Annotated in this window: 12 protein-coding genes; 9 read left to right on the top strand and 3 right to left on the bottom strand. The window is 67.4% G+C overall.

Translation table 11 applies throughout. The annotated features are described in order from the left end of the window. Positions 1-5 precede the first annotated feature (5 nt). From LPA46_RS04475 to LPA46_RS04455, 5 genes are read left to right on the top strand one after another with little or no spacing between them, the layout of a single operon-like run. Positions 6-1,154, top strand: coding sequence for an alpha-1 4-glucan-protein synthase (locus LPA46_RS04475; RefSeq protein WP_230891565.1), 1,149 nt, complete (start codon positions 6-8; stop codon positions 1,152-1,154). A gap of 60 nt (positions 1,155-1,214) precedes the next feature. After that, entirely contained in the window at positions 1,215-2,378 is a 1,164-nt protein-coding gene (locus LPA46_RS04470; RefSeq protein ID WP_230891564.1) for an extracellular solute-binding protein, read from the top strand. Continuing rightward, positions 2,379-3,989 carry an ABC transporter permease gene (locus LPA46_RS04465; protein ID WP_230891563.1) on the top strand — a complete coding sequence of 537 codons (1,611 nt, stop codon included), beginning with the start codon at positions 2,379-2,381 and terminating at the stop codon, positions 3,987-3,989. Then, positions 3,982-5,112: an ABC transporter ATP-binding protein gene (locus LPA46_RS04460; RefSeq protein ID WP_230891562.1), complete on the top strand. Its 1,131-nt coding sequence runs from the start codon at positions 3,982-3,984 to the stop codon at positions 5,110-5,112. The genes LPA46_RS04465 and LPA46_RS04460 overlap by 8 nt, the downstream gene beginning before the upstream one ends. Beyond that, positions 5,109-7,175, top strand: coding sequence for a DUF7846 domain-containing protein (locus tag LPA46_RS04455; protein WP_230891561.1), 2,067 nt, complete (start codon positions 5,109-5,111; stop codon positions 7,173-7,175). Before LPA46_RS04460 ends, LPA46_RS04455 begins: the two co-directional genes overlap by 4 nt. Before the next feature lie 192 nt (positions 7,176-7,367). Here the strand turns inward: LPA46_RS04455 and LPA46_RS04450 are convergent, their stop codons facing one another. Then, positions 7,368-8,075: a dolichyl-phosphate hexose transferase gene (locus tag LPA46_RS04450; protein ID WP_230891560.1), complete on the bottom strand. Its 708-nt coding sequence runs from the start codon at positions 8,073-8,075 to the stop codon at positions 7,368-7,370. A gap of 162 nt (positions 8,076-8,237) precedes the next feature. On the opposite strand from LPA46_RS04450, the gene LPA46_RS04445 reads away from it, so the two are divergent. Next, complete coding sequence (locus LPA46_RS04445; protein WP_230891559.1) at positions 8,238-8,834, top strand: response regulator transcription factor; 597 nt, start codon at positions 8,238-8,240, stop codon at positions 8,832-8,834. Beyond that, on the top strand, positions 8,824-11,118 hold the full coding sequence (locus LPA46_RS04440) for a GAF domain-containing protein (RefSeq protein WP_230891558.1): 2,295 nt from the start codon (positions 8,824-8,826) through the stop codon (positions 11,116-11,118). Before LPA46_RS04445 ends, LPA46_RS04440 begins: the two co-directional genes overlap by 11 nt. A 71-nt stretch (positions 11,119-11,189) precedes the next feature. On the opposite strand, the gene kynU is transcribed toward LPA46_RS04440, so the two are convergent. Then, positions 11,190-12,461 (bottom strand): kynureninase, encoded by a 1,272-nt coding sequence (kynU, locus tag LPA46_RS04435; RefSeq protein WP_230891557.1) that lies wholly within the window; start codon positions 12,459-12,461, stop codon positions 11,190-11,192. Positions 12,462-12,542: 81 nt separating this feature from the next. On the opposite strand from kynU, the gene LPA46_RS04430 reads away from it, so the two are divergent. Together LPA46_RS04430 and LPA46_RS04425 are read left to right on the top strand one after the other, a co-directional pair. Beyond that, positions 12,543-13,466, top strand: coding sequence for an alpha/beta hydrolase (locus LPA46_RS04430; RefSeq protein ID WP_230891556.1), 924 nt, complete (start codon positions 12,543-12,545; stop codon positions 13,464-13,466). 50 nt (positions 13,467-13,516) lie between these two features. Then, positions 13,517-14,449 carry a DMT family transporter gene (locus LPA46_RS04425; protein ID WP_230891555.1) on the top strand — a complete coding sequence of 311 codons (933 nt, stop codon included), beginning with the start codon at positions 13,517-13,519 and terminating at the stop codon, positions 14,447-14,449. Here LPA46_RS04425 and LPA46_RS04420 read toward each other — a convergent pair. Further along, the gene (locus LPA46_RS04420) at positions 14,446-15,162 is read right to left on the bottom strand and encodes a hypothetical protein (protein ID WP_230891554.1); all 717 of its coding nucleotides are present in this window, start codon (positions 15,160-15,162) and stop codon (positions 14,446-14,448) included. The genes LPA46_RS04425 and LPA46_RS04420 overlap by 4 nt on opposite strands. Between the last annotated feature and the right edge of the window lie 14 nt (positions 15,163-15,176).

The following is a 15,176-nucleotide window of genomic DNA, read 5'->3' as shown; positions in this document are numbered from 1 at the left end:
AACCGATGACCCGAGACGTCTGCGTGGTCGTGCCGACGATTCGTGAGTACGAATGCATGCGGGAGTACTTCCAGAACGCCCGCGACCACGGCTTCGACCTGGACCGCCTGTTCGTCGTCCTCGTCACCGAGGACTTCTGTGACACCGACGGAATGCGCGAGATGCTCGACGAGGAGGGCGTCGCCGGCGCCGTCTTCGACGGGAGCGACCGCGAGGCGTGGTTCGACGAGCAGGGCCTCGAACAGTACAGCCACCTGATTCCCGCCGCCAGTCACGCCCAGACCTCGTTCGGCCTGCTGTACCTCTGGGCGAACGACTTCGAGTACGGCGTGTTCATCGACGACGACACGCTCCCTCACGACGAGTGGGACTTCTTCGGTACGCACCTCGACAATCTCGCCTACGAAGGCGAAGTCGAGGAAGTGTCCTCGGACGAGCACTGGGTGAACGTCCTCTACCAGTCCGACTCGGACCTCTACCCGCGCGGGTACCCCTACGCCGCGATGGACGAGGAAATCGAGACCGACACGACCGAGACGGACCACGTGGTCGCCTCGCAGGGGCTCTGGACGAACGTCCCGGACCTCGACGCGGTGCGCATCCTGATGGACGGCGACCTACAGGGGCAGGCTCAGACGCGCACGGACTTCGAGGACTTCGATCGCGACTTCGTCGCCGCCGAGGGCGACTACCTCACGGTGTGCTCGATGAACCTCGCGTTCCGCCGCGAGGTCGTGCCCGCGTTCTACCAGTTCCCGATGGACGACAACGCATGGGAGGTCGGGCGCTTCGACGACATCTGGAGCGGCGTGCTCCTGAAGCGCGCGGCCGACGTGGTGGGCGGCGAAATCTACAACGGTGCGCCGCTGTGCGAGCACAACAAGGCGCCGCGGTCGACGTTCGACGACCTCGCCAACGAGGTCGCGGGCCTCGAACTGAACGAGCACTTCTGGAAGGAGGTCGCGGCCGTTGAGCCCGACGAGGACTCCTACGAGGCAGTCGCCCGTGCGGTCGGCGAGCGCCTCGTAGAGGGCGACTATGAGGAGTACAACAACGGCGCATTCCTCGTGGAGTGCGGGGAGTACCTGCTGGACTGGGTGGACTGCTGTGCGGCGCTGGCGGACCAGCGTACGGCCGCGCCCGCCGACGACTGACCTGGCCGCGGGCACCGGAACCGGTAGTTATAAGAGTTTTAGGCCGACCTAATTCAACACATGAGAGACCGAAAGAGCCAGACGCGCCGGCGCTTCCTCGCGGCGGCAGGCGTAGCTTCGACGACCGCACTCGCAGGCTGTACGGGCATCCTCGGCGACGGGGGGAGCGGCAGCGGCGGTGACGGCGACCAGCCGACACTCGCGGACTTCCGCGGCTCCGGCGAACTCGTCTCTGACCGCCCCGCGCCCGGCGGCACCTCCATCGAAGACCTCCCCGACCTCGAAGGCGAACTCTCTATCTACCTCGGCGGCGGCGAGGGCGGCCGCTACACCACGCTCATCGACCTCCTCAACCAGTACTACGACGGCTTCGAGGCGTCGGCCCAGACGCAGCCGTCCTCGCAGCTCGCAAACGTCATCGTCGACGAGTACGAGAGCGGGACCACGCAGGCGGACGTCTTCTGGTCGGTCGACGCCGGCTCGCTGGCGTACGTCGCGGACAACAGCGCGACCCTCGACCTCTCCAGCGATGCCACCTCGATGGTCGCCGACGACCGATTCGTGACCGACCAGTGGGCCGGCGTCGCCGGCCGGTCGCGTGCGATTCCGTACAACACGAACCAATTCAGCGCGTCCGAGATTCCCACCAGCGTCGACGCGATTGCGACCGAGGACCGATTCACCGACACCATCGGCTGGGCGCCCACGTACGGCGCGTTCCACGGGTTCGTCACCGCGATGCGCCAGCTTCGCGGCGAGGACGGCACGCGCGAGTGGCTGAACAACATGCTCGACCAGAACCCCGCGCGCTATGACAGCGAGTACGCCACCGTCTCGCAGGGCATCACAAACGGCGAAGTCGGCCTCGGGCTGACGAATCACTACTACCCCATGCTCGTGTTCGCCAACACCCCCGACGCTCCCCTCGACCTAGCGTTCACCGAGAACGACGCCGGCGCCCTCGTCAACACCGCCGGCGCGAGCGTTCTCGACGGCGCCAGCGAACCCGACCTCGCGGACCTGTTCGTCCGCCACCTGCTCTCCGCGGAAGCCCAGGAGTTCCTGGCCACCCGCGGCTTCGCGTTCCCGATGATCGAGGGCGTCGAACCCGTCGGCCCGCTCCCCACCATCGAGGAGCTCTCGCCGCCGGACCTCGACCTCCAGTCGCTGTCGGACGTCCAGCCTACCATCCAACTCCTAGAGGACGTCGGCATCCTCTCATAGATGGCAGTTAGCGAGCGCCTCGCACGCCTCCGCGACGCCGTCGGCGGCGACGACGAGCCGGGGCTCTCGCTCGCAGTGCTGGCCGGTGCCGTCGCGGCGTTCGTCTCCCTGCCGCTGATCGGCCTACTCGTCCGCGCGTCGAACTACGGATTCGGCCACCTCGTCGGCCTGCTCACCGAGACCGGCAGCCTCGACGTGCTCGTCAACAGCCTCGTACTCGTGTTCTGGGTGACGCTGGGCTGCGTGCTCGTCGGCGTGCCGCTGGCCGTGCTCACCGTCCAAACCGACCTCCCGGGGCGGCGGTTCTGGACGGTTGTCGCAGCGCTCCCCCTGGTCGTCCCGAGCTATATTGGCGCGTTCACGTTTGTCTCCGCGTTCGGCCCGCAGGGCGACCTCGCGGACGCACTCGCCCCGTTGGGCGTCGAACGCATCCCCGCCATCTACGGGCTCCACGGCACCGCGCTCGTGCTGATTCTGTTCACGTACCCGTACGTCTTCCTCACCACGCGGGCCGCGCTGCTCTCCTTCGACGGCACGCTCGTCGAAGCAGCACGCACCCTCAACCACTCGCGGTGGGAAGCGTTCGAGCGCGTCACCGTCCCCCAGATTCTGCCCGGCGTCACGGCGGGCGCGCTGCTCGCCGCGCTGTACGCGCTCTCGGACTTCGGGACGCCCTCTATCATGCGCTACGAGGTGTTCACGCAGCAGATTTACGTCGCCCAGCGCAGTCTCGGCGTCCCGGAGGGCTACCCCGCGTTGCTCTCGCTCCAACTGCTCGCGGTGGTCGCGGTCGTGCTCGCGTTGGAATCCCGCATCGGGAGCGACGCCAACGCGTCGTACGTCTCCCGGGGCTCCCGCCAGCCCGGCCAAATCACGCTCGGCGCGTGGAAGTGGCCCGCGCTGGCGTTCTGTGCGGGCATCGCCGTGCTCTCGCTGGGCGTGCCGCTGGGCGTGCTCGCGTGGTGGTTCGAGCAGGCCGGCGCCGCGGTCTTCGAGTTCGAGCCAGCGGTCGCGTGGAACTCCCTGAAAGTCGCCGTCGCCGCCGCCGTCGCCGCCTCGCTGCTGGCGCTGCCCGTCGCCGGGTACGCCGCGCGCTCGACATCGCTGTTCTCCACGCTCGCGGACCGCCTCACGTACGTCGGCTACGCGGTTCCGGGCGTCGTCGTCGGCCTCGCGCTGCTGTACCTCTCCACGGAGTTCGCGCAGTCGCTGTACAAGACTGTGCCGCTGCTCGTGTTCGCGTACGTCGTGCGCTTCCTCCCGCAAGCGGTCGGCACCGTGCGCTCCTCGGTTCTACAGGTGGACCCGAAACTCACGGAAGCCGCGCGCACGCTCGGCCGGTCGCCGTTCGGCGCGTTCCGGAAGGTGACGCTACCGCTCATCGCGCCCGGCGTCGCCGCCGGCGCGGCGCTGGTCTTCCTCACGACGATGAAGGAGCTTCCAGCGACGCTAATGCTGAGTCCGATAGGCTTTGAAACCCTCGTCTCGTACATCTGGCTCGTTAGAGGGGCCGGCTCGTACGGCGCGGCCGCGATACCCGCGCTCGTGCTCGTGGGCGTGTCCGCGCTCTCGATGGTCGTCATCCTCGCACAGGAACGATACAATGGCTGACAGCGAACTCACGACGAACGCGGCGGTCGAGCCCGACACAGACGGACCGACCGACGCCGCCGACGCGGTCCTCGAACTCGACGGCGTGACCAAGGAGTACGGCTCCGAGACTGCGGTCACGGACCTCTCGCTGTCCGTCCGCGACGGTGAACTCCTCACACTTCTCGGGCCGTCGGGCTGCGGGAAGACGACGACGCTACGCATGCTCGCCGGCCTCGAACGCCCCAGCGAGGGCGTCATCTCGCTGGCGGACGAGGAAGTCGCCGGGCCGTCAACGTTCATAGAGGCCGAGTCCCGCGGCGTCGGCATCGTCTTCCAGGACTTCGCGCTATTCCCCCACCTCTCGGTCCGGGAGAACGTCGCGTTCGGGCTCACCGACCGCGACGGCGACGCCGCCGACGAGCGCGTCGACGACCTCCTCGACCTCGTGGACATGCCCGGGATGGGCGACCGCTCGCCCGACCAGCTCTCGGGCGGCCAACAGCAGCGTGTCGCACTCGCGCGCAGCCTTGCGCCCGAACCCGACATCCTGCTGCTCGACGAACCGTTCTCGAATCTGGACGTCCGGCTGCGCGTGGAAATGCGTGAGGAAGTCCGGCGCATCCTCAAGGAGGCCGGTGTCACGGCTGTCTCCGTCACCCACGACCAGGAGGAAGCGCTCTCCATCTCGGACCGCGTTGCAGTGCTCAACGACGGCCAACTCGAACAGATCGGCGACCCCGAGGAAGTGTTCGAACACCCCGAGTCGCGCTTCGTCGCGTCGTTCCTTGGACAGGCCGGGTTCCTCTCCGCGCGCGTTGGCAGCGACACCGTCGACACCTCTATAGGGAGCTACGACCGCACCCTCCTGAAGGGGCTCGCGGATGGCTACGCGGGCGCGATGGTTGACGTACTCGTGCGCCCGGACGACCTCCGCGCCGTCCCCGAGAACGAAGCCAACGCCAACGGCACAATCGTCCGCCGACAGTACACCGGCCCCTCGTTCATCTACCACGTCGAACTGGACAACGGCGATCTCGTACGTTGCCTCCACAACCACGCTGAGGACATGACAGTCGGCGAACCCGTCACCGTCGACCTCGTCGCCGACCACTCGCTGGCGTGGTACCCCAAGCAAGGATGACGGGCGGGCGCATCCGCCGACTCGTCGCTTGCGTCCGCGGCAGTCAGTTTCTCGCGCCCGCCGCGCTCGCGGTTGTCGCCGCGCTCGCGGCGTACGCACTCTCCGTTACCGTCTTTCCATACCACTCCACGAACCACGACGAAGCTGTCTACCTCCAGCAGGCAGCGATGCTGCTGGACGGCAAACTGTTCCTCCACCCGCCCGTCGAGGGCTCGTTCCGCCCGTGGTTCTTCGTCGACTCGCCCCGAGGCCTCTACTCGAAGTACTCACCCGTCGTCCCGGTTTTCTACGCGCTCGGCGAAATTGTGGGCGCGTATCGGTACGCGCTCCCCGCCGTCGCCGCCGCCAACGTCGCGCTCCTCTACGGCGTCGTCCGCGAGGCCTTCGACCACCGCACGGGGCTGCTCGCCGCCGTGGTGCTGTTGTGCTCGCCGCTGTTCCTCGTGCAGTCCGCCGTCTTCCTCCCGTACGCGCCCACGACGATGCTGAACCTCGCGTTCGCGCTCGCGTACTTCCGCGCCGAACGCACCGGGAGCACTCGCTGGGCTGCCGTCGCGGGGGCCGCGGTCGGCCTCGCGTTCTTCTCGCGCCCCTACACCGCAGTCCTGTTCGCGACGCCGTTCATCGTCCACGCCGTCTGGACACTCCGCGAACCGCTCCAGAATCGCCACCTCTCCCCGCTATTTCGGCGCCGCGTCGCGACTGCCAGCCTCGGTCTCTGCGGCGTCGCCGTCACGCTCGCGTACAACGCCGTCGTTACGGGTGACCCGCTGATGTTCCCATATCAGGCGTTCGCGCCGCTGGACGGCCTCGGCTTCGGCCGCCGCGAGATACTGAACCACGAAATCCAGTACACCCCCAGGCTCGCGCTGCGCGCGAACGCCAGCGTCCTCGAACAGTTCGTCACGGAGTGGGCGCCACTCGGCGTTCTCGGCGTGCCGCTGGCCGCCGTCGGCGCGCTCGTGACGCAACGGCGTGGGTGGTCGTGGCAGCAGGCCGTGCTCGCGGGCGTCGCCGTCACCGTCGTCGTTGGGAACATCTACTTCTGGGGGAACTTCAACGTCCTCGGAGACGTCGAGGACCCGAACGGCCTGATTACGACGCTCGGGCCGTACTACCACTTCGACCTGCTCGTACCCGTGAGCGCGTTCGCCGCGGCGGGCGTGCTCGCTGCCGCCGACGGTGTTCGCGACGCGGCTACGAACCGACTTTCGACGAGCCGCGCCGTCACAGTCACGCTCGCCGTCCTCCTCGTTTCGAGCGCGGCGCTCGGCGGCGTGGCGGCGTCGGCGACCGCCGAGCAGGTGCGGGACAACGCCGAACTCACCGACCACTACGAGGCCGCCTACGAGCCGTTCGAGCCGCGGCCGCCCGCGAACAGCGTCGTCTTCCTCCCGGACCCGTACGGTGACTGGCTGAACCACCCGTTCCAACCACTCCGCAACGGTCCGGGCTTCGACGGGCGCACTGTTTACGCGCTCGACGAGCGGCCGCTTGACATCGCCGCCGAATATCCGGACCGCGTACTCTACCGGTACGTCTACCGTGGGTCGTGGTCGCCGTACGGCGACGACCCCGTCGACTCCGACCTCCGGCGAATCCACGTCGCATCGGGCGACTCGCTGACCGTGAACGCGGAACTGGGGCTGCCGTCGTGGACGGAGACGGTGACGCTCACGCTATCGGCGGCCGATGAAGAGACGTACGTTACGCTCACGCCACAGAACGCGTCGCGCGCGAACGTCGACCTTGTGGTCGCGGACGGCCGAATGCGACTGTCGGCCGGCGATGAGACCACGTCGATACCGGTCGAGGACGGAGTAAGTGTCGTGCTGGACGCGCACGTCGACGGCGGCTACGGCGCGGGGTTCGCGTACCGCGTCCGGTTCCCCATTGAGCGAGCCGACGGGGAGTACCAGACGTTGACGCCGTACCGCGAACTCTGCACAGACCTGCGGAATTGCGAGGGTGGCGCCGCGTACGTGCCCGGCGTCGGGCCGGACGGCGCCTACGTGAACACGTCGGTGACTCCGAGTCCGTCGAAGTCTGGGGAACTCCCTTGAGGCAAAAACAACCCTGAGAGTCCCTATCTGACCGTGGATAGGAGTCCCCCGGGGGCTTGGCACTCCCAGTACTCCCACCCACTCAGTCCGTGAACCGTCAGTTAGATTCGCACTGACTGGCTGGTCGGTGAGACTGTCAAACCTGGCACTCCCACCGCTCGGGATTCCTCCCCGTGAACGCGGAGGAGGATATCAATGCAGCAGCCCGTGGAGCCGTTCCTCCACACACACTTTCAGAATAGATCCCATGATTTCGGCGCCGCCCGAGAGCGGGTCAAGTTTCGTCTCGCCGAGGCGCTCGTCGTACTCGATGGGGACCTCGATCACGTCGTAGTCCCGGCAGAGCGGTCGAATCAGCAGCTCCGCGGAGAGACCCGTGTTCTGCGTCCAGTCGATGTCCTGGATAACGTCGCGGCGGTACGCGCGCATCCCCGTGGTGGTGTCGTGAACGCGCTCGCCGACGAATAGCGACGCGATGGCGGCGAACGTGGCGTTACCAAGGCGGTTGACGGCGGGCATCTCGTCGGCACCCCAGTAGAGACGGTCGCCGCTGACGACGTCGTACCCCTCGTTGACGTACTCGAGGAAGTCCGGGATGCGCTCCATCGGGTAGGTGTCGTCGCAGTCGGTCGTGATCACGACCTCGGTGTCGGCCTCGTACAGCGCCGAGCGGACGGCGACGCCGTAGCCTAGCGGTTCCTGTTCGACGACGCGAGCGCCGTGATTGCGTGCGATTTCAGGCGTTCGGTCGGACGAGCTGTCGACGCAGACAACGGATGCGCGGCCGTCCGTGACGTTGTCGATGTCTTCGAGGACGGTCGCAATTGCGGCTTCCTCATTGTACGTTCCCATGACGACGGTAACGTCGTCGAGCGTGTACGGCGCCTCTGACTCGGACATGACAGCCGGTAGGACGCCCCGTTATTTTAGGCTTACCAAAAAGTCCGGTCGGCAACAAGCGTTGACATCCTCCCCTCCTTGAACGACGGAGATTTTCAACTTGCAACATCCATAAATAGGTACACGTCGAAGGTTCGCCAGACCCGCGGTACGCGGACAACTATGACAGGGGAAGGTTCGGACGACGCAAGCGCCGACGAAGCCACAGTGCTGGTCGTCGACGACGAGGAAGGACTCGCCGACCTCTACGCCATCTGGCTCCGCGACCGATACACCGTCGAGACCGCCTACGACGGCGAAGCCGCCCTCACCGCCCTCGACGAGGACGTCGACGTGGTCCTACTGGACCGACAGATGCCTGGCGTCTCCGGCGACGACGTCCTCGATACCATCCGTGAGCGCGGCCTCGACTGCCGCGTCGCGATGGTAACCGCCGTCGAGCCCGAACTCGACATCGTCGACCTCGGTTTCGACGACTACCTACGCAAACCCGTCGACCGCGAGACCCTCCGCGAGACCGTCGACCGCCTCCTCCGCCGCTCGGCCTACGACGAGACCGTCCAACGGTACTTCGCCGCCGCCCGGAAACACGCACTACTCACCGAGTCCAACGATCCGAGCGTCACCGAATCGACGGAGTTCGAAACGCTCGAAGACCGCCTCGACGACCTCCGGAGCCGGCTCGACGACGTTGTCGATGAGTTCGACGAGGACGACTACGAAGTCCTGTTCCGCCGGCTCTCAGCCGATGACGAGTGACCGCGACTACCGTAGCGACCTCCTCTCCTACGCCACTGAAGTTGCGAGCGCCGACGACGTGGAAGCGGTCTACGACGCGATGGCCGACGCCGCAGAGGCGGCGTTCGACTTCTCCTCGGCAGTCGTCGAAACCGAGGCCAACGGAATGCTGGCCGTGCGCTCGTGGAGCGGCCACGCGCCAAGCGTCGACGGCATCCCCACCGACGAGGGCATCGCCGGGGAGACTTACCGTACCGGCGAACCCCAGCTAGTCGCGGACATCCACGAGGACCCCCGCATCACGGACCCGCCAGTCGGTACGCCACAGTCCGTCGTCAGCGTCCCCATCGGCGACATCGGCGTCTTCCAAGCGGGCATGGACGAACCCGAGGGCTTCGATGAGGACGACGTCGAACTCGCGGAGCTGCTCGCCTCCCACGCCTATCAGGCCGTCCAGCGCATCCGCTCACAGCGCGACCTCCGTGAGAGCGAAGCGCGCTTCCGCGAACTGTTCGAACAGAACGACGACGCACTCGTACTCTACGATGTCACTGCCGACGGTGACACCGAAGTCCGCCTCGTCAACGACGCCGCGGAGCGCGTCGTCGGCACCGACGAAGCCGACCTCCAGGGGAAGTCGCTGGCCGCGTGCTTCGACGCGCACCCTGAGCAGTTCATCCCCGGAAACGGCGCAAAGACGTTCGAAGCCGGGTTCGCCGGTGACGGCCGCATCTTCGAGGTCACGGTCAAGCAGTTCCTCCACCAGGACGGCCCGGATGCGTTCGCGGTCGTCAGCGACGTCACCGAGCAGCGCCACCGCGAGCACACCCTCACCGGGCTCCACGACGCGACTCGGCGGATGCTCGTAGTGGACGACCGCGACGACATCGCCGCAGTCATCGTGGAGGCCGCCGACGACCTCCTTGAACTCCCGTACGTCGGCGTGTTCTACGCCGCGGCCGACGCCGGTGAACTCCGGCCGGCGTCCGTCTCCGACCCCGTCACCGGCGACACGCCGCCGACGTTCGAGGCCGGCGAGAGCCTCGCGTGGGACGTCTACGAATCCGGGGAACCAAAAACGTTCACGGACGTCCACAGGCAGCCCAACGTCCACAACCCCGAGACGGTCATCCGCGAGGAGATAATCCACCCGCTGGGCGACCACGGCGTCCTGATGATTGGCGCGACCGACGCCGGGAGCTTCGACAGTACCGACCACGACCTCGTGCGCGTGCTCGCAACGAACGCCGAAGCCGCCCTCGACCGCGCCGAGCGCGTCCGCCAACTCCGCCGCCGAGAAGCCGACCTGCGGCGCGAACACAGCCGACTCGCGGCGCTGTTCGAGAACGTCCCCAGCCCCACAGCGAGCTTCGTCGTGGAGAATAACGAACCACTCGTGCGCGCGGTCAACCCCGCCTTCGAGGACGTGTTTGGCTACAGCGAGGACGAGCTCGTCGGCGAGAACATCGACGACTACATTATTCCCGCCGAGGAGCAGGCCGAGGCCGACGAATACAACCAGAAGCTCTTCGACGGCCAGAACATCAACGTCGAAGTCCGCCGCGAGACCGCCGACGGGCCTCGGGACTTCCTACTTGACGTCGTGCCGTTCCGCCTTGACGAGCCAAACATCCACGGCTACGCGATGTACACGGATATCACCGACCGGAAAGAACACGAGCGCGAACTCGAACGCCAGAACGACCGCCTCGAGGAGTTCGCGAGCATCGTCAGTCACGACCTCCGCAACCCCCTCAACGTCGCCCGCGGCTACCTCGAACTTGCCGAGCAGACCGGCGACGACGAGTACTTCGAGCGCATGGACACATCGCTGGATCGCATGCACGAAATCATCGAGAGCGTGCTCGCGCTCGCGCGCCACGGCCGCAGCCTCGACGACGTCCGTGAGCTGTCACTCTCGGAGGCCGCCGACGACGCGTGGGCGAACGTCGACACCGCGGACGCCACCCTCAACGTCGCCGACGACGCCACGCTGGAAGCTGACCCCTCGCGGTTGGGTTCGCTCCTGGAGAACCTGTTTCGGAACGCCATCGAACACGGAGGCCGCGACGTAGCCGTGTCCGTCGGTTGCCTCGACGGCGTCCCAGGCTTCTTTGTCGAGGACGATGGCCGCGGCATCCCGTCCGAGCGCCGCGAGCGCGTCTTCGAAAACGGCGAAACCAGAAACGAGGACGGCACAGGGTTCGGGCTCGCCATCGTGAAGAACATCGCGGAGGCCCATGGCTGGACGGCCAGCGTTACCGACGGCGCGGACGGCGGCGCACGCTTCGAGTTCCGGGTGTAGGCGTAGATTGGTCTGCGATGCCTATCGCTTACATCCACCCCTGAAGAGGTGGGCTTCCGCTAACACCGCTGTCAAGTCACCTGTTCGTCGCCCTCGCCGTACGCGTGGTGGGCGTCCGCATCCAAAATCGCGCGGACTTCGTCAACGGCGTGCCAGATGTCATCGAAGCCGACGTAGTACGGGGAAGGCGCGACGCGGACGACGTTCGGTGGGCGGAAGTCCACAACGACGCCCCGATCACGGAGCGCACGGCTGAGCTTCCCGGCGTCGGGGTGTTCGACGGCGACGTGGCCGCCACGGCGCTCGGCCTCGCGGGGCGTCCCAATTTCACACTCGGGGAGACGTGCATCCACGAGGCTGACGAGGTAGCGCGTCAACTCGACGGAGCGCTCGCGAAGCGAGTCGACGCCCGCAGCCTCGGTGACGTCGAGCGTCCCGAACAGTGGCGCGGCGGCGAAGACAGGCACAGTCCCGATTTGGAACGCAGCAGCGCCGCGTGCGGGGTCGAACTCGGGAGCGAGATCGAACTGCGTCCCGTCCGCATTCCCCCACCAGCCCGCCATCGCAGGCGAGCGGTCGAAGTGGTCCTCGTGGACGTAGAGGCCGCCGATGGCACCGGGGCCGGCGTTGAGGTACTTGTAGCTACACCACACCGCGAAGTCCACGCCGTCGAAGTGGAGGTCGTGGTCGACGACTCCAACCGAGTGCGCGAGGTCGAACCCCGCGAACGCGTCGTGCTCGTGGGCGATGTCGGTGATGGCTTCGACATCGAGCAGTTGGCCGCTACGATAGAGCACCGACGGCATGAACACGATGGCGGTATCGTCGGTCACGGCATCCGCGATTGCGTCCGTCTCGATTATGCGGCCGTCGTCGCTCTCCACGATGACGAGGTGCTCGTCGGGGTCGAGGTGTCGCGCTCGCAGTTGGGAGCGAATCGCGTAGTGGTCGGTCGGGAAGTCCAGTTCGTTGACGACTACCTCGGTGCCATTGGCGGCATCAAGGAACGTCCCGACGAGTGCGTGGATGTTCACGGTGGTGGAGTTTGCGGCGACGCACTCGTCGGGCTTCGCGCCGACCACGTCGGCGAGCCGGTCGCCGAGACGCTCGCCGTACTCGAACCATGGCGGGTCCGCCTGTGTCCACCCCTCGATGCCGTACTCCTTCCACTGCGTGAGGGCGCGCTCCAGGGCAGCCTCGGCGTCCTGGCCGTGGACGCCGAGGCTGTTCCCGTCCATGTAGACGGTGTCCTCGGGCACGGAGAAGCGCTCGCGGAGCCCAGTCAGCGACGACTCGGCGTCCCGCATCCGGGCGGCCGACAGCGACGCGTCGAACTCGTCCATGTCTCGTCATCCCCGCCGAGCGCCGAGAACGTTGTGGACCGCGTCCCGAACGTTCAGGTGCCAGCGACGAGACGCTCACCCGTGACCGCACTCGACCCTGAACTCGCCGCGGCCATCGAGGACGTCGAGGCCGTCGGCGTCCCGGAGTGGCACCAGCTCTCGGTCGCGAACGCGCGCCGCGTCGAGGACGACGTGTTCACGCCCGACCAGCGCCGCGACGTGGCGTTCGTCCGCGACCTCGCGTTCGCCGGGCCGGACGGCGACATTCCGGTTCGCGTCTACCACGACGACCCCGACCGGCCCGCGCCCGTCGTCGTCTTCTACCACGGCGGCGGCTGGACGCTCGGCACGCTCGATTCCATCGGCGGCGTCTGCCGCGAAGTCGCGGCGCGCGCCGGCTGTGTCGTCGTCAGCGTGGACTACCGGCTCGCGCCCGAACACCCGTTCCCCGAGCCGCTTGACGACGCGTACGCGGCGCTGGAGTGGACCATCGAGACCGCCGACGCGTTCGGCGGCGACCCAGAGCGCGTCGCCGTCGCGGGGACGAGCGCGGGCGGGAACCTCGCGGCCGCCGTCGCGCTGCGCGCCCGGGACTTCGACGGCCCCGAAATCACATCCCAGCACCTCCTCTACCCGATGACGGACCGTGATACCACCCGCCCCTCCTACGGGGAACACGGCGACGGCCCGCTGTTGACGCGCGCGGACATCGAGTGGTTCTGGAAGAACCGCTTCCGGAGCCCTGTTGACGCCGCGAACCCGTACGCGAGCGTCCTACGCGCCAACCACGCTGACCTCCCGCCCGCGACGGTCGTCACGGCGGGTCACGACCCACTCCGCGACGAGGGCCGCGCGTACGCCGACGCACTCGACGACGCGGGGACACCAGTCGAACGCCTGCACTTCCCGACGATGGCCCACGGTTTCCTCAGTCTCAGCGACGACGTGGCAGTGGCCGACGACGGGCTCGACACGGTCGCTACGCACATCCGAGCGCTCGGGTGACCCGGTCGGTTCGACGCACATATCCACGTCGGGCGGCGACCTACTCGTGAATGAGTCGCTACCGGACCACGGGCAAGTACCTGCTATTAGCCTCCATCTGGGGGACCGCGTTCATGGCTACGGACGTCGGCCTCGCAGACCTCCCGGCCGTGCCGTTCGCGGCCGTGCGCTTCGACGTCGCCGCCGCGCTGTTGTTTGCAGCCGTCCTCGCCTCTGGCACCGAGTTCCGGCCACGCACCCGCGACGACTACGTCTACGTGCTCGTCGGCGGCGCGCTCATGATTGGCGTCCACCACGCGTTCCTGTTCGCCGGCCAGCAGTATGTCGCCGGCGGCGTCGCTGCCGTCCTCCTCGGCCTCATCCCGGTCGTGACGCCCGCGCTCACGCGAATCGTCTCCACCGACGAGGAGTTCACCGCCGCGACTGCGCTCGGCGTCGTGCTCGGGTTCGCCGGCGTCGTCGTCATCGCGAACCCCGACCCCGCGAACCTCGCGGACGGCGTGCTTGGCGTCGCGCTCGTGCTCGCTTCCGCGCTCGCGTTCGCGCTTGCCGCCGTCCTCACACACAGTCGGTCCCCGTCGCTGCCGTTCCTCGCGACGCAGGCGTGGATGATGGCCGTCGGCGCGCTCGTCCTCCACATCGCCGTGCTCGCGCTCCCCAGCCAGTCGTTCGCGGCCGCGACGTGGACGCCCTCCGCGCTGGGCGCTATCGCATACCTCGCCGTCGTTGCCGGCGCGGGCGGCTTCCTGCTGTACTTCACGCTCCTAGACGACCTCGGCCCCATCGAAATGAGCTTCATCGAGTACGTGATTCCGGTGTTCGCGGCGCTGGCAGGCTGGCTCGTCCTCGGCCAGGAAGTAACCGCCACCACCGCGACCGGCTTCGTGTTCATCCTCGCAGGCTTCCTCGCCGCGAAGTTTCGGGCCATCAGAACCGAACTCCGGCGCTTCGCCGACGGCAGGCCGTCTCAGCCCGCGGACTAGTTCAGCCCGATGGTTGATAACCGGCGCGTGTACTGTCGCACGAGGTTCCCGTTCTCGTCGTAGAGGACGACGCGGAACTGCTCGCGATCCATCGTCGATTGGACGTTCGCCGCCTCGACGGTGAAGTCGTAGGGCGGGTCGTCGACCGCGAGCAACTGCTCGCCCGCGCTCGTGACGACCACGCGGTCCACGCGCCCGGCGTTCGTGACCTCGCAGACAATAGTTTCGCCGCCGGACTCGGTCGTACACGCCAACTCCGGCTGGGCAGCAGTCGCGCTGTCGGAGGTTCCGATTGCCGACCCGAAGTCCACGGTCATTGCACCCGCCGGGAACGTCCCCGCAATCAGGACGACCGCGAGGAACACCGCCAGCATCGCCGTCGGCAAACGCTTCCCGAAACGCTGGCGCAGCCCCGACGACCGCCGCCACCGCAACGCCAGCGGAATCACGACGAGGTGGTGGACCGGCCCGTAGAGCAGCACGACGAACCCGTACGCCATCGTGTAGTCGAGCACGCGCCAGCCGACGTACGACTGGAGGACGTTCGACCCCGCCCAGAGGAAGCAACCGAGGAAGAGGAGCGCGCCGCTCTTCAGCACCCGCCAACTCACCGAATTCGCGTAGTAGACTGTTTTCGCGGTCCGCCAGCCGTTGCGGACGGCACTGGTGACGCCGGCGAGCGAGGACGGCGACGTTTCGGTCGGATTAGCCACGGCGCATCACCTTG

This window comes from Halobacterium sp. KA-6, from assembly GCF_021029015.1.
GTDB lineage: Archaea > Halobacteriota > Halobacteria > Halobacteriales > Halobacteriaceae > Halobacterium.
This window is presented reverse-complemented; position numbering and strand designations above follow the sequence as displayed.